Annotated in this window: 5 protein-coding genes; all 5 read right to left on the bottom strand. The window is 46.7% G+C overall.

Annotation, left to right across the window (positions count from 1 at the left end):
* Window positions 1-36 precede the first annotated feature (36 nt).
* The gene (locus K7P01_RS13660; protein ID WP_267293852.1) at window positions 37-4203 is read right to left on the bottom strand and encodes a hybrid sensor histidine kinase/response regulator transcription factor; all 4167 of its coding nucleotides are present in this window, start codon (window positions 4201-4203) and stop codon (window positions 37-39) included.
* 319 nt (window positions 4204-4522) lie between these two features.
* Complete coding sequence (locus K7P01_RS13655; RefSeq protein ID WP_267293850.1) at window positions 4523-6277, bottom strand: hypothetical protein; 1755 nt, start codon at window positions 6275-6277, stop codon at window positions 4523-4525.
* Window positions 6277-11022 carry an ADP-ribosyltransferase domain-containing protein gene (locus K7P01_RS13650; protein ID WP_267293848.1) on the bottom strand — a complete coding sequence of 1582 codons (4746 nt, stop codon included), beginning with the start codon at window positions 11020-11022 and terminating at the stop codon, window positions 6277-6279. The genes K7P01_RS13655 and K7P01_RS13650 overlap by 1 nt, the downstream gene beginning before the upstream one ends.
* Entirely contained in the window at window positions 11019-13343 is a 2325-nt protein-coding gene (locus K7P01_RS13645) for a fibronectin type III domain-containing protein (RefSeq protein WP_267293846.1), read from the bottom strand. The genes K7P01_RS13650 and K7P01_RS13645 overlap by 4 nt, the downstream gene beginning before the upstream one ends.
* A gap of 71 nt (window positions 13344-13414) precedes the next feature.
* Window positions 13415-16621: a T9SS type A sorting domain-containing protein gene (locus K7P01_RS13640; RefSeq protein WP_267293844.1), complete on the bottom strand. Its 3207-nt coding sequence runs from the start codon at window positions 16619-16621 to the stop codon at window positions 13415-13417.
* Window positions 16622-17543 lie beyond the last annotated feature (922 nt).

Genomic DNA, 17543 nt, shown 5'->3' with positions numbered 1-17543 from the left:
ACGAACCAAACTTCTAAAATCGAAGAGACTCCAACATCAGGAAATTTCCCCTGACTCCGTGTATACGTTGGAAACGGCGAAGGTGCGAGCGGCGTAATCTGACGGAGACATTCCAAATTGACGACGAAAACATCTTGCGAAATACGAATGATCGCTAAAGCCAACCTGGTATCCGATCTGCGATATAATGTCGCTGTTCATTCGGAGCAATTGTGCTGCTCTTTTCAAGCGAAGAGTCCGTATAAGGTCGCCTGCCGACTGCCCCGTAAGCGCCTTAAGTTTCCTGTGTAATTGCATACGGCTTACACCTGATTCGTCCACAAGCCGTTCCACGCTAAAGGTGGAATCCGTCATTTTTTCTTCTATAAGGGTTAAGATTTTTTTCAGAAAGACTTCATCGAGTGAATTTACTGTAATCTCGCCAGGTTCTACGCCCACCTTTTTTGTGTAGCGTATCCGCAACGAATTACGCAAGGCAATAAGATTCTGAATCTTTAGTTTCAGTTCTTCTATATCAAATGGTTTGCTGATGTAATCATCGGCTCCTGTCTTTAAACCCTCTATCTTCGAAGATTGACCTGCCTTTGCCGTAAGCATGATTACCGGAATATGGCTGGTACGTTCATCCGTTTTGAGTTGATGGCAAAATTGCAGTCCATCTACCTCGGGCATCATGATATCGGTAATCACGAGGTCGGGGATTATGGCCAACGCCTTACTCATGCCTTCCTTTCCATTTAGAGCCGGGATGCAATCATAATAGTCTTTCAACGCATTTTTAATGTAATGATAGAGATCCGCATTGTCCTCCGCTACAAGCACCGTGACTTTTTCATCCTCAGTATCAGGATCAACAATTTCTTCCTCATCGTCATACCGTTCAGGCGTAAGCAAGTGATCCGTAAAAATTGTCTTTTCGGTAATAAGCGTAAAATCCGAGATTTCATGTTGTGGTAGCGTGTGTTCTGCTACCGGCAGGATAACGGTAAAGATTGATCCCTTGCCCACTTCGCTTGATACCTCAATCGTGCCGCCGTAGAGTTTTACCAGCTCCTTCACCAGCGCCAGGCCAATGCCGGTTCCACTATATTCACTGGTGCCCGATGCATTAACACGATAAAATCTGTCAAATATTTTAGGCAGCTCGCCTGGTTGCATCCCGATGCCGGAGTCTCGCACAATAATTTGCATCCATTCCGGGACGGCATCGATCTTCTTCGTAAAGTTTTTGTCTTTTTCGGAAAACGATACGGCTATAGTAACCGTGCCACCCTCTTGTGTGAATTTAAACGCATTGGACAAAAGGTTGTACAATATCTTCTCCAGTTTGTCTGAATCATAGAACAGCAAACAGGATGTTTCAGGGAGAGCATATTGAAAGTCGATTTTCTTCTGTATCGCCAGCACGTTGAACCCGGGCAATAGCATTCGCATAAAATTACAGATATCGTGTTGCACCACGGTCAGCCGGACGGATCCGTTATCCAGTTTCGTAATATCCAAAAGCTGGTCGATCAACTGATGGAGTCTTTTGCTATTCCTGTACATCATACGCATAGTCTCATTGGGCATTGTGTCACTTGGTTTGCTGATGTATTGTTCAAGAGGCCCCAGGATTAATGTAAGCGGCGTGCGGAACTCATGCGAAATGTTGGCAAAGAACTGTGACTTGACGTTATCCAGTGCCTGAAGCTTTTGCGTCTGGTCTTCCAGTAGTACATTTCTGGTGGCAAGCTCCTTTGTTCGGTCCGACACAATTTGTTCGAGCTGGGCTTTTTCCCGGTATAATCGCGTGAGCCGCCACCGCACAAAGCCCCAGACAGCAAACAATACAAGAGCAGCGTAAAAAAGATACGCCCACCAGGTGCGATACCACGGAGGCAAAATGACTATATTCAGAATAGCCACCTTTCCTATCATGTTGTAAACATTCTTTGCCCGCACATGCATGCGATAATTGCCTTCCCGCAAGTCGGTATAATCTTTCCAGGATTCGTGGGTCCATTCAGACCAATCCTGGTTGTATCCTTCTAAAAAATATTGAAACTGATTCTCCTTTACATCATCGAAAGAAGGTGCTCCGAACTCAAAGCGCAACACATTACTTTTCTGATACGGCAGCAAAATGCTAAAGTTATCGTCATGGCGACCGCCGAAGAGAATAGAATCCTGGTTCAGGGTAACGGTTCGCACCATCGTCTCGAAAGCCGGTATGACTGTGCCGTTCCAACAATGTAAATCTATCCGGGTAATACCCGATGGTCCCCCCAACCAGACAATACTATCAGAATCTATCAGGATGTCGTACAGCGTTCTTTTCTCCAACTTGGCAAAAAAAGGATTGGGAATTAGATTCCCGAATTTATCAATGACCACTACGCGATTTTTGTCGCCAAAACCGAGGTTGATGTAGATATTTTTGTTCTTATCTTCTCTTACCCGGAAGACCTGGAACTTGATAGTATCTTCCTTGTCGGGAACGACCCGTTGTTGAACAAACCTGTCTTTTTGATCGTCGTATTGCAGAAGCTTGTTGCCGGAACTGAAGACCAGCTCACCATTTATTTCGAAGATTTTATTCCCCTGCATCAGCTGAAGCCCGTGAGAAAGGTCATATCGTTGCACCGCCGCCGGCGCAACATCCGTTTGCCTGCTGTCATTCGGCACGGGTTCCTTTATCCGGTAATAACCATCATTGTAGGCCGTTGTCCAGAGATCGCCCCGGGTATCTTCTTTTATATCCAGAACAAAACCACGCGCAAAGTTGATCTCCCTGATCATCTCCCATTTTATAGTGGATATGCGCCTGATAATTAGAATACCGGTTGATGTGCCTGCATAAAATACATCCGGCATCTTCTTTGACCGGACAATGCTTCTACAGTAATGATCTTTGCTGGTCAACAACACTGGCTCACCTTCCGTCACCTGGTAAACTCCAAACGTTGTTGCCACCAGAAGTAAGTCGCCTTCCGAATACATATCCCACATTGTGTGCTGAAGATTCTTCCATGGCTTCACCGTGAACCTGGGCTGATCGGTAACGTGCCTGAATAGGCCGGTCATCGTTGCGAAATACAACACCCCTTTATGACGGACAATCCGGAGCACCGCGCCCTCCAGGCCCGACCTTTCATCCATGAATGTGAGTGGCGAGGATATCTCTACTCTGTTCACACCATTATCCAGCGCAGCCCATAATGATCCATCGCTGTCGACCTTCAGTGCATTCACTAAATTGGTCCGCAACCCAGAAGACCTATCGATTGAGGAAATAAATGTTCCATCTTTGGAAAACAAGACAATGCCTTGCGTGCGGGTTGCAAAGGCAAACCTGCCATCCGGTAATTGTACTACGGGTTGATAACAGCGGTGGTTAATATCATACGTCCGGGAGAGAGAGAATGAAAATCGGAAGGTGTGGCCATCATAGCGATAGAACTTCCCAATCCGGGTGCAAATCAAAAAACTTCCGTCAACTTGTTTAAACATGCCAATCATGCCTTCATCATCCAGAAACTCTGATCCCGGGATTGGTCGCTGTTCTTTTTCTGAAATCTGTGTCAGACCGATACCTTTTTGCAAGGCATAAACCTCATCTCCAATCCTGAAGGTGCGTATGATTTCGGACTGCGCCTTCCTGACTTCGGGCTGCGCAGTGTTGCCCTTAAACAATAAAACAAAGCTTTTCGAGATAAAATAAACGCCTTTGCTGGTAGCGATGCAGGATAACATTTTTATATTTTCGCGATATTGCTCCGGCAAAGTTGCCAGCAAGGACGCAAAGACAAACTTCCGGCTGCTGTCGGCTTTTAAATAGCCAAAATCATAATCCGTTGCGACATAGATTGTGTTGGCGGGGCCACTGTCCATACTCACTACCCTGCCATTATTGATGTTTATTTTCTTCCAGTTTGTGCCATCATACTCCAGAAGAAGAGCAGTATTGCTTATATATACAATCTTTTCCCGGCTCTGCCAGATGAACCAGGTTTGTGGTGTGCCGGCTTGCAGTTCCTGCATTGGGTCCATGATATATGGATTGCCAATCTCATTGTATTTAAGGGTATCTTCAGATAACACGTCACGGCCCGGGCAGAGGAACGATCCACTAAGCAGTACCAATAGAAGATATAATTTTTTATGCATCCTAAGTAAGTTCCGTAGACTAAAAATGAGAAAGTGGCTTTTGGCAACAAACAATAGGCCTGGGCTGAGCCTGAAAAAACTACCCGGTTTTGATACCTGTAAACTCCGATGTGACACCGGCATACGGCATAGTTCCAATACAAAATTATTAATCCCGTTCCACAATGAAAATCAATTCACCGATTAAGTCTTCTGATTATGGGATTAACCATGCTTTGAACTGCACGAAGCCTTATGGAAGGGAAGCAACACGATGAATCCGAGTCGCGGGTTTTTCAGCAGTGTGTACCGTCCGGCTTACTTTTATACACTTGGAACTTACGTTCATGACAATGCACTTGAACTGTAAAAATATTCACACCGAAACCTCTATTTAAAACGAATAAGAGTAATCAAATGTGATTGTCCATTCTGTAAAAGCGTTCCGCGCATTATTCCCCCCCAATTGACGCAGCATGTTGGCTCTTACGCTAAAACTACTCTTTGACGACACGTTTGATTTTTTGTCTTCTCCATCACCTTCTTTACCCGCCGGAGTATACGTAAAACTTAACTGACTGTTCACTATAGGGCTGGAAGCAGCACTGCCTGCTGCTTTGGTTTCACTGTATGCGGCAGACCAGGATGTTTTTAATGACTTTCCGAAAATTGATTTTGATGCATTTATGGCAGGGCCAAAGAATGATGTCGTGGTGCCCGAAGTATTGTTTGTACTGGCAGCTAATGCAACAGACATAGCCAGGTTAGCTGGAGTTAATGCGAACCCATACGACAATGAGCCGTTTAAAAAATCGGAAAGCTGCGGAGGTGCGGTTCCGGAAGCTGCATTGCTTGCTTTTTGAAAACTCCCGTTGAATGAGATGTTATGTTTGACATTCTCGCTACCAAAAGAATAAGCCATGCTGCCATTCATGGTTTCGCTGATCTGGTAAAAATTCAGGGAGTCCTGTTCCGGATGGAAAAATGGCTCGGAGCGCGGGCGGACTTTTGTAAAAGATGAAAAGTTCGAGTAGTTGACAGACGCGTTCCATTGGGGTGTCGGGGCTATTTGAACATTTACAGACGCCACAACCCGGCTGCTGGTAGAAGCACGGGTGCCATCCAGGTTGTTTCGCTGTACGCCAACGTTGCTGCCCAGTGTCAGCTTGTTCTTTAGCAATCGGGTATTTGCAACTACCGTGATGTTGCGCATATCATTATTAAAATAATAAGCCCCCAGCGTATGATACTCCGGAGCAATGCGCTCATATTTGAACTGAACCGTGTAGCTTCTTCCCTGATACCCTATACTCGTATTGACAGCATCGAAATACCGGTTGGTTGTATTTCCGGGCAGTAAGCTCTGTAAGATATTTTTGCCTGTACCAATACTGTCTACCCTGTCAATGTTGGCATGCTGATTGTTGTTCAGAACAGATACAGCGTATTCGATATTCACAAAAATATTCCTGAACAAAGTTTTACGCCCCGATATACCCAGGGCCACATTCTGCTGTGGTGTAATGACATGTTCAGGCAAGGAAAAAGGCAACGAAGCCGGATCGTCCTTTGCCTTAAAAATATTAAAGCTTATTGCATTGCCATTCGCTTCATAGCCCACCTTAAGGCCGTACCCCATACGTTTATAGGCAGCATTCGCATAGTGTAGTGTATCAGCGATATCAATGGATACTGCTTTGCGAAGTCGTCCATACATGATGGCCACACGCCATTTACCGGGACTGAGCTCAACACCTCCACCGAAAAAAACATGACCAGCCAGGGTATAGGGAGAAAAGGTCATAGAGGTGTTACCGGTGTATGTCTTTATCCACTTGTATTGCGGGGCAAAGTTAAACTGATTGAATGGCTGGCTGTAGCTCTTGTTCGTATTGCTGTAGCTAAAAGAGAAAGGCGCTGCATAACCAAAAAGGGTCAGGTTAAGGCCGCCAGAAAGATACCACGCAAACGGGTCTCTGCGCTGCTCAATACCAAAGGCTTTATATCCAACTGCATTTACGTTCAGCGAACCGGATACTTCCCCTCCTTTCTTAAGGCTGATGACTTCGAGATTTTGAGCGATCAGAAAAGTACAATTTCCTACTAGTAAAGCTACAATAAAAAGAAATATATGCTTATATAACCGCATTAATCACGTTTTACTATATCAATGATTTTAATATCAACTCCCCTTGCCCCAAGCTCACGCGCCATGTGCATAAGCGAATCAATGGGGGGATGGAAATGACCGCTATAGTTTTCAATGACCAACTTTCCACCATCTACGGTTAAGTATCCGGCCGTCACTACGTTTATATCTTTACCCAAGAAGGAAGAATGGGCAAGCCCTCCCCCTGGAAAATCCATTTCCCGGGCTCCGTATATTTTACCATTAGAAGCCATAACAAATTTATATTTATCCCGATCGTTCGGATCTGTTGCACCTTCGTTGAGTCTAATGCCATTTTGGTATGGTTTACCGTCTTTTACTACAATCTCATACTGTGCACGTTGTTGCTCTGTGAACCAAATCACTCCTTCTTTCTCAGTTTGGCTGAAGCGGTTAGGCAATGAAGCTTGATATTGCCTGCCTGAAGACCCTATAAATTGCCCGGGAAGGTGATTTTTCCTCTCCAGGAGATCCTTCAATAGCCCCTGGTCGTTATCGGCTTTCGCATCGTTGACCCATTTCTTCAATAGATCAGGTGCATCCGACCCATTGAATTTGTAGATATTCCTGTCAAGCTCACTGACTGCACTGGAGGGCTCAAGGTAAATTTTCCGGCCTGACTTGCCATGGTCTACAAGCCCGCCGGATACTCTTTCCAGAAAAGAAACGTTGTACTCTATATTTGTAACGGTAAATTCATATCCTTTCTGAATAAGTATTTCCTTTTCTTCCAACGATGCAATTCCCGCTATGTCGGCACCCATAGGATTTTTGATTTGCAATATTACATCAGAGGTAAATCTTGCAGCAATGCCGGGATCAACTGAGGCTGAAGTGACAATAGGCTGGCTTACATTATCGCCCAACTCCCATTTCATTGCTTTGTCAACCCCGGCTCCACTCACCCCTGAATAAAAGGTTCCCGCCATGGGGCGTGCCAATTTTTCTCTACCACTGTTAAGCAAATGATAAAAGCCTTTATGATACTCATCCAGCGTACCTCCGGCGGCCAACTTGCCATTGAGCTCAGTACTATGATTGGAATACAGGCGAATGGCGGTCAGTTCATCAACTGTTAAATCAGGATACGCCTGATGTATATTTTTACTCTGTATTTCATTTTTGACCTTAATCACATCCGGATGATCCAGAAATTTGGTGATATCAAAATTAAGATTTCTGTAAGCGACCGGTAATTCTGCAACAGCATCATCGAATATTCCCAAGGATGTGGCATCGTCCGCGGAAGTTGCTTTCCTGATTTTATAGCTTGCCGGGACGTTAGAAGCATGATCAAACGATATGACCCATTCATCTTTTTTAAACTCGGCCCAATGCCCTTCACCCGACAGGGATACGACATCTCCGTTTCCAGCAACACCTATCCTGGAACCAGATACAGCCCGTACGTTCTTCTTGGCTTTGTTTGCAAAATTCTGAGCTAATTCTTTTGTTCCAGCTTCGCACGAGATAAGACGTACACCCTGAGCTTCAACAAAAGCCGGAAATTGCTTTAGATAATTAAAGAGATCGCGATGTGTAATACCCACCCAACTACCATTATGAAGAACCCAGAATCGGTCAGGTGTTGCATGAACAACTACATCAAACCAGCCTGTGACTGGCTTTATTCTTTTGATAGAAGTAAGTATGTCAGCGTCTCTGCCTAAAGAAGCTACGTTAATATCCGGAACTTGTCTGAACCCTACTGTCAAAACATTGATTTTGCCGGTATACTGCGGTATATCTGGGTTCTTTTTAATAGGGCCAAGAGCCTTTCCGTCCTTGTAAGCATACCATTTTCCATTTGGAAGCGTAGACCCTTCTTCAATCAGCTCAATAGTGCCGGTGTCGCTATAGCGTATATTCACCCCATAGTCAACATCCGGCGCTTCAATGAGCGGAGACGCTCCCTTAATGGAAGACCCTTCCGTTTTAGAAAGTTCATGTAGCCTGGCTGAAAGATCCTGAGCCGATCTGTTTGCCGCGGCGCAACACGAAATAAGCTTGATCTTCTTGCCCTCTTTTGTTATGGCGTCAACAAAGTTCTTTTGTAATATAAGCCAATCGGCAACCTCTTCGTGAGGAATTAACACTCCGGTTCCGTCTGCCAAATGAAGGGCAAATCCATCGTATTCCGTGCCGTGTATAAATACATAAAAATAATCCGGATCGTACTTTACGTGTTTAGCAACATCCGCCAGCACCGGATCAACCTGGAATATTACTTTTGGCTCTATCTGGCGCAGAAAGGAAATAAAATCAAGAGAAGGATCGGCCCTGCGAGCTTCTTTGTATTGTTTCACCAGCGCTTTGTCGTTTGCCTTTACTTTTAGCTCGTCTACACTATACTGTATCTGCTGCTCCGGGCGAGAAATTACGACATCCCCCTGGCGTGCAGTCATGCTTTCCTCCAATGCCTTCGCAACAGATGGATCTGACTTGGCCATGGTCAACACCTCATCGTCCGCGATGCCCAGGGTGCGGAGAAGATCGGTTCCATCGTTGGCTGTGGGCACCATATTCACCGAGCCACCCAATTGAGCCACTACCGGGCCCGTGGGTGTGTGCACAACAACTCCGGACTTTGACGATAGCTTGTATGCTTCTTCGCTTAACGAGCCAATCTTTCTTACTTCTTTTATGTATTTCCAGCTTTTGATAATGGCTGCCGGCACGAATATACTGGCCGCATACACCGCCGCTCCGTTGCCATCGTCAATAACCAGGCAAACAACACCACCGGCCGCATCGAAAATAAAATCCAGGCCGACAAAAGAAGCCAAAAACGAACCTGCATCGATCGCGGTCAATATCCAGGGTTTCTTGGCGTATGGGTTTTTATTCCCGTAAAAAATGTCATTATCCAGGTCAACATCTTCCAGTGTAGTTTCGCCCTTGTTGTTAACCCAGAATTTTACGCCCTTGCTGTGAAACGATGCCTGAATATAGTTCATGGCGGCGAGCATGCCGTCTTCCCCGGCCAATATGCGTTGGCGAATGGTACACAAGCCGGCATTCAATTCTTTGAATCCGACGACTGGTTGCTGAGAGAGGATTTTGCCGATAGCCTCCCCGTTTTCTTCAAGGCATTTATGGTACTTTTTATAATAAAAGTTACGATCACGGTAGGGGTTCAATTTGGGATCCACTAACTGCAGGTCATTTTCTAAAGTTTGATAGCAGTTGAGGTACGGCATAATTTTCTCCATACGGTCGTCCACCAAAAGCTGAACGTCTGCAAAATTTGAAAACCCGGTAACCCCGTTCTCGGGATACTCCTTATAAATATGCTGACCGTTCCATAAGAGGTAGCCCAAATAGGTCATGTGGTCTTTCGGTATCTGCCTGAAGGCTTGCTCGAAACCGCTTCGGAAACTTTTTTCGCGTATCAGGGCTGCGTTCATTAACAAATTCATCTGTTCGCTCTTGCCGAAAGAGGCCGGCATCAACAGCATAGGGTAGACATACTCCTGGTCAACCTTTAACCCCATTACGTTCCGATCATCAGCTCCTACATAGATCTCGTTGTCAGTACATGAATAATATGGAACGACGATAACAACTGCTTTGGGCTGCTGTGCCACAACAACAGACTGCGCTTTTACCGCCTGGGCAAATTCTTCCCGTTTATCCTCCGGGATGACAAACGGTACTTCCTTGAAGACAACGTACATTCTGTAATCGCTTTTTTTCTCCAGCAGGTTGAGCTTATCCGGAAGAATCTCGGTGTTGAACACAACATCGGGCAGAACCAGGTCACGGAGCCTGGGATCCTTAAAGTTATTGGGCTTGTCTACGACGCAAAACCTGGAATTAACCTGTTGTTCACCGGTGGGGGCATCGAGCAACTGCGCCATACTTTTTACTGCGTTGTGATATTCCGTACCACGAGTAAACGCTCTTTCCGTATCTTTCCCGCAATTCACGATGCCCGTGGTTGACGAACCCTTTGCGTCATACTCCACACCAATGGCCGTGATGAGGTTGGTTACGGATAATTTTATCCGACTCCCGGCGTCCAGCCCTTTTGAAGCAAGAGGAAAAGAAGGGTCATCAGGATGAGCCCAGCCCTGGTGAGCCTTGGAGCGGATTTTCTTATCGAAGGGCAGCAGGGCTCCGGTTACAGTTAGATGATCTATTGAATAGTAGCGATTCTCACCCTTTTGGTCATAGAACTGTATCTCGGTATAATAATACAATACACGTTCTGTATGCCCCTTGGCTTCCATAGCATCCAGGATATCGTTTCGTATACCAATACCCATTTCATCGTTTCGGTAGACAATATCACGTGACGCATAGAAATCCGACTCGTTCAAAAGGCCCCGGAGCTGATAGTATTTTTTTGAACTAAGGACTTGAGGCAATTTTTGCAGGTTGACATCCTTTTTGATCGGAAAGCCGATGCCGAATACTGCTACTACATAAAACCTCAGGTTATCTTTACGGCCATTGTTGAACCCGCGAAGCATGTTCGCCAGCGATGTGTATTCCGACTGGAGCCAGCTGGATCCCCGTTCTTCTATCCAATCGGGGTTCAGCTCGATGATATATTGATTCAACTCCGGGCGGCCTTCGCGGTCGTTCCGGTCGTTAAACGCTTCCAGTTGTTCGTATTTTGTTTTCAGTTGTTTGGCCAGCGTGTTCGGGTTGTAGCCAGCCCGCAATGAAAACACTGACAACAAAATCAACGCTGTGGTTGAGAGTATACTCCTGATCATAACTCGGCTTTACTTTTGGTCCTGGCTGTCTCTTTCAATACGCTATCAATCAACCCGATAATGGCGCTTCGGATATTACTTTTCATATTATCGGATGAAGTCTGGCTCTGTTTTTCTTTTTCTATGTATTCTGATACGGGACTGCCCTTAACTTCCAGCTCCTGGGCCACAAGCTTGTTCACCTGATCTATGTTGTCATTATTTCCCAGGAAGTTCAGGAGCACGCCGCGGTTTCGTTCAAGCTCCTTCTCTTCGGCTGCAACAGACAATCGTGTAAATTCCTCGTCGGTTGATCCGCCCGGAGAAGGGTCGACCTCTTCAAAATCAAAGAACAGAGGACCGCCCGATACCGCACTGGTATCTTGTGGGGTAGTCTCTCCTATCGTTAAAGCACTTTTTAGAATGTTGCGATTATACTCTTTGGTGTAATCATCCAGGGTAGTTCTGCGATTGGTCAAATCGCGCTCGATGGTTGCCATGGTTTCACCGTTGTATTCAAGATGCAGTGCGTGCAACGCTTCCTTCACCAGGTCTAATGCTTCCTCGCTCACCACTACATCCATCGCAGGCGACAGACCACCCGCCGGCACTCTTGTTATTTTCCCATCTTTCTGCACCACCCACTGGTCGCCATTTTTATCCTCAATGATAATGGCCTTGTCCGGGGCATCGGCAAGAATGGCGGAGATATCTTTGTTCACATAGGCAGTTCCTTTCTCATCAACAACAATAACTTCGCCGTGGTCATTGGCGTACATGCTGTCGATGACAATCTCATCGTAGTAGAATATTTTGTTATAAAAGTCGGTGCCTGCCCAATCTTCCCGATTCCTTTCTTGTTGCTCTTCAAGCTCTTTGCGTTTTTGCTCAGCGAGCTGCTCCTCGATCATAGCCTCTACACCTTTGGTCATGAATTCGATGCGTCCCTGCTGAGCCATCCTGTTTTCATTGATATAAAGACCGGAAAAGGTTACGTTAAATGACGCCCCACCGAAATACGGTATACTCACTTCGCCCAGACCATTATATATACCGTCCGCGTTCGGTACGTTCACGTCTTTGATGGTCATGGTAATTCCCTGTACATCGATTGTCATCCCGATGGTAGCAAACAGTAAGGGCTTGCCCAGTGGCAGTGTATTACCGGGTGATTCTCCGCATTCATATACACGGATCGGTAATGTTTTGAATTCTTTTATGTCGCTGTATGGTCCATATACCTTGCCAACACGCGGTTGTACACGCACTTCATAGCGGGTATCGGGTTCAAGATCAAACAGTAAAACTTCAGGCTTATCGGAATTTGCAGAAAACCACTGATGTGAAGAACCCGTTTTTTTGTAATTTACTCTATAGCCATCCACCTGTTGCGGCTCCCACCAGGCCTTTCCCTTGCTCTCGCTTTCACCTTCTGCTTCTATTTTCCTAATGGGTTGCCACGCCGCTATGTCTGTTCCACCATACGTAAACGTGCATACTTCCGAATAACCGCTGTTACGAAACTGATCTCTTCCATTTTTATCGATGGCCCGCACACGCCACACGTACGTAAGGTCCTGAATTAAAACCGGCTCGGCGGGGCCATACACCACCTGGGTCATTTCGGTGACGGTTCGATAGACGGGCTGTGAGCTCAGCACAACGTCATTTGGATCTCTCCCGTCAGGACGCATCTCATACAACGCAAAATCATATTCGGTTTCCGCAGATGAATTAGGCGATGACGTATTTCGCGGTAACCAGGAAAAAACAATCTGCTGCGGATTTTTCAATGGCAAGCTTGTGCCACACGCAGGGAAATTAATAAGCGGTGGCTCACTTTTAGCCAGCCAGTAGAAGCTGCAATTTTGTTGATCGCTCACCGGCACATCCTGACGCCTGTAGTCGTATGCGGTAAAGCAGATCTGATAACTACCTTCCGGCAATGCCCTGGTTCGTTCATACTCCGTGCGGCTGTAACCTATAAAATCAAGGTTACGGCTGTCGAGATACGGCTGCAGGTCGGCTCCGCGGATGACCATGGGAATACCCGGATCCAGTGTAATAGGGGGAGGATTGAATGTCCTGGAAGTCCGCATGATTACACTTCCGTTAAGCGCGATAGAAACCTGGAGTCTTATCTGATAAGACGCCTTGGTCAAATCACGCTGCAACACCACCAGGCTGAGTTTATCATTACCGGGCATGGCATAATCAGCCAGGTAAACCGCATACGGTGGCGCCAGTTGGGTGGTGACCTGAACGGGGTAAAACTGGGCTGTGACATATGATGGCGCCAGGGCCAGCATCGCGCTTATGAAAGTAAATTTCAACAACTTCATACATAATCCCGCACGACCCGGGGTTGATGTAGCGCTTGTGTTCATCCTGTGCATGGTCTACCGGTTACACGTTACTTGTTCACGACAAGGCGAATCTCCCGGACATCCGTGTCTGTCACGGCCTGAAGTACGTACACACCGGCAGCCGCTGTGCCGGATATATCTACAGATGTAACAATGCCGGACGTCTTATCCCAATGCTGTCGATAATGGCCCACCCCCAGCATATCATATACCGTTACGGTCAACCGCTGCCTGGCGTCCAGTTCCACCGTAACATCGAATTGCCCGTTGTTGGAGTTTGGCGTGACTACCAAAGTCTTAATCACCCTTACTGGAATTTTGCTCACCACCTTGGCTTCCGGATCAAAGGGGCTAATGGTGAGTGTAAGCGTTTTGATGTAATCACACCCTCCAAAAAAACCCTGCATTGTAACATCGTAACTACCCGGATCGCTGACGGTGATGAGCGGTGACTCGCGATCTTCATTCACAACGTTAATAGCAGGATCAAACGTCCACCATGTGCTGTCAGGCTTAGGCGCACTGATTTCTTTGATCAGTAATGTATCAGAGGCCTGTTGTGTCATCGCTACAATGAAGTTAGGATCGGGCGCAGCGTTCGTGCTCATTGTTACTTCGGCCTGAAGCGCAACTTCGCAATGATGCTGATCTCTGACACGCAAGGCATAAGTACCTGCAGGCACCACGAAAAGCGATTCCTGCTGGTAAAGCAAGCCGTCGTTTAAAGAATATTGATATGCAGGCGTTCCTCCTTCCGCTGCTAGTCGTATCTCGCCATTGATTTTGGCCGGGCACACGGAAAAAGCGGATGCCCGCGCAATCAATTGGTCGGGTTCACGAACGATCAGTTCACGCTGCTGCATGCAACCCGCCTGGTCTGTTACAGTAAACTGATAGGTACCGGCTGCAAGGGCTGAAAGCCCGGAGGTTTCAGCGGTCAGTCCACTCCACATATATTTTAACGGAGGCATACCACCCGTAACCAAGGCCTGTGCGGATCCGTCATTCCCTCCATGGCAGGTCACATCCGTATGTTGTAGTTGCACATCCATGGGAGGAATCAGCACGTCAACGGAAGCCTGGTACTCCAATTCGCAATGGTTCCGGTCTGTAATAAGAATCGTGTAGTTCCCATAAGGAAGCGGAGAAAATGTCCCATCTGATTGCGACCTGGTTCCCATTGTATAGGTATAGGGGGCAATACCTCCCTGTACATCGATGGAAACGAATCCATCGATATCGCCTGCACAACGTACATCTTTCTTGCCAAGCAACTGTGCCTGTAAGGATGATGCAGGGGCGGTCATAAGAATATCCGAATGGACGATACAGCCACGTTCATCGCGCACAAAAAAGGTGTGATTGCCGGCATCGATGTTTGCCAGGTGAGCACTGGCTTGAAACACCTGTTTATCCAACGAGTATTCATATCCTGAATAACGGCCTCCGTTACCACCGTTGGCGTCAATCGTCACATTGCCATCGGAAGCACCCGTGCAGGAAATATTGAACCCGTTGTAGTCGGAAGGCGAAAGAGACATGCTGAGCGGAACATCCGGAGCCGTGATGGTCAGTGGTGTTGCAAGATTCACAGCGCAACCATTTACATCCAGGCCACGCAAGGTGTAAACACCTTTACCGACTAACGCTACCGACGACCATGCATTAACAACCTCCCCGGTGGCGGATGTATACTCGTACACATACGGTGCGACGCCACCCTGTAAAACAGTTGCTATCTGTCCCTTTTCTCCAAAACAGACTACATCCTGCGTGCTCACGCTGGAGATGGACAACACAGCCGGCTCAACGACCGTCACCTCCGGCGCGGTCGCGGTACAGTTATAATCGTTGGTTACGTGCATGCGGTAGGTGCCGGCTTCAAGATGGGTGAGCGTGCGTTCCGAATGATTTAATGAAGCCCAGGTATTTCCTAATTGCATTTCCCAGCTATATTTGTCGGATGGCGTTGCCCCGGCTACCGAGGCAATGATGGCACCGTCTATTTCACCATGACAGCTTATATCTTTTTTGTCGAGCGTAATTACCGGTTGTTCGGGCTGTGTTACTTCCAGTACGGCCGGGTATTCTGCGCGGTCGCTGCAGCCCTCGATGGTTCGTTGCATCACCAGGGTATAACGGTCGGCGGAGAGATTGTCAAAAGTAGGTGTCGTGGTTAAGACGCGCAGCTCTGCTTGTACGGATGTCAGCAAACTATATTTATAATCTCCGCTCAGATCAACATTGTGCAGGGAAATGCTGCCATTGTTGCGGCCGTAGCAATCGACATCGTCTTTGGCAGCGTTGGGTAGCGTAAGCTCAAAATTTTCCGGTGGTGATAAAACGATCTCTTCCGCAAAGCCTTCGCACTGCAACCGCTGGGCATCACGTATTTCCACCGTGTATGTACCGCCTGGAAGATGAGCGGCGGACCAGTACACTCCTGAAGCGTTCTCCTCCACCACGGGCTCGGCGCTTTGCAGGATTTTAAATACATAGTCGCCCTCTCCCTGGTTAATCGCCACTTGCACAGCGCCATTGGCAGGCGAGTTACAGGTTGGTGATGTAACCGTGACCGCAGCGTTTACACGAACTGGTTCAGGAACCACCACAGTAGCAATGGTAGAAGGATCTAGCTGGTTACAGGCATCGGTAATGTTTGTTATATACGTACCTGCTGTTAGCCCGGTGAAATCTCCGGTTGAATTGGTTGAAAGAAATTCTCCGCTTGCTTTTGAGAGCGAGTAATTTCCATAGGGAATTTTTCCCCCTGTAGCCGATAACCGTATTGTGCCATCAGAACTTCCGTAACACGAAACCGGATCAACACCGCTTACGACCAATTGCAGGGAGGGCCGCTCATCTATCGTTACATCGCGCGTATTATAACATACACCGGAACTGCCACCCGGATTTGTAATAAGGAGGGTGTAACTTCCCTTAGGAACATCCTCAATTGAAAAGGATCCGGACGTAACATTTTCCAGGTCTATCGTTCCTGATTTATCCCCTCCGCAACTGCCGGGTATGTTGGGGTTACAGGGTGTAGTATTGCGCAGAATATAATTATAGCTGGAGAATAATCCACTGACATAGCCCTCTATCCTCCCGGTATCTGTTCCAAAGCAGGTGGGATAGGTTGAGATCTCACCACCGATATCCGGTGCTACCGGGCTTATATGAATGGCTGCGCTTGCCGGCGTGGGCTCACCATAGCGTATGGAGCCTTCACTGGTACGATAAATCAATTTCACGCTGAATTCCACATCATTCGTCGTCTGTTGAGAAATGAACCTGAGGTCTCGTATATTATTAAACGAATACGTTGGATTTCCTATAGTTCTGCCCAGTTCCCTCCATATCCGGGTACTATTTGACCGGTATTGCCAGACAAACGTAGTATTTGGAAGATAGTCTGGATTAATGAAGTTGTCCGAGCTTAATGTAATCCACGGTCTTTCATCGCATATAGAAGTTTCACCTGACGGCAACACCGTGACATTTTTCGGTATCGGAACACCATAGATAAATCTTATCCATAGTGTGAACCTCCTGCAAGGGCTCATTTCGAAAGTTCGCATCACTCCAGGCTCGTAGTTCGCAAGTGTCAGGTAAAAATTTGTAGGACCGCAGTGCGCCTCATCACTGCTTTCATAAACACATGAGCCTCCTCCATCATTCTCCCAGGTTTCAAGGGTAAATACCAACGGCTGTGTGACATCATAGCGAGAATCCGTAAGGAAAGTCATATACCTGTCATGATATCCATTATCACCATTAACCTCAATACACCCTTGATACCGGTCATTCAACCATAGCTTCCAGCGAAATTCATCATCATTAGCAGGATCTTCATTCACCGTGGTATGAACCCTGAAGACCTCAAGTAAATGAACCGCTGCAGTTTTTTCCTGCGCGCGTATGATGTGCGAATTACAACACAAAAAGACACAGAAAATAACGAGGATATGCCAGTATGGTTTGTTATGCCTGCATGTAAGCATGGAGTGATTTTTTTACAGATTGCGATTCTACAAAGCTACGATAACAACAGGTGGCTGCTTTCTGTATGTATCTTTTTCTGGTAATCACCATTCCTTTATAACTAAATCCATCCATTGCAAACGGATGATGATACCTGTTTACTAATTGATATTACATAATTACCGGTAAGGT

It is taken from the genome of Parachryseolinea silvisoli, assembly GCF_021190955.1.
Lineage (GTDB): Bacteria > Bacteroidota > Bacteroidia > Cytophagales > Cyclobacteriaceae > Ohtaekwangia > Ohtaekwangia silvisoli.
The sequence above is the reverse complement of the archived record's forward strand: the minus strand, read 5'-3'. Positions and strand labels throughout refer to the sequence as shown.

Bases quoted from the DNA above. Each gene is read 5' to 3' on its own strand.
- K7P01_RS13655 (WP_267293850.1), bottom strand. From the start codon at position 6,277: ATGCGGTTATATAAGCATATATTTCTTTTTATTGTAGCTTTACTAGTA.
- K7P01_RS13650 (WP_267293848.1), bottom strand. From the start codon at position 11,022: ATGATCAGGAGTATACTCTCAACCACAGCGTTGATTTTGTTGTCAGTG.
- K7P01_RS13645 (WP_267293846.1), bottom strand. From the start codon at position 13,343: ATGAAGTTGTTGAAATTTACTTTCATAAGCGCGATGCTGGCCCTGGCG.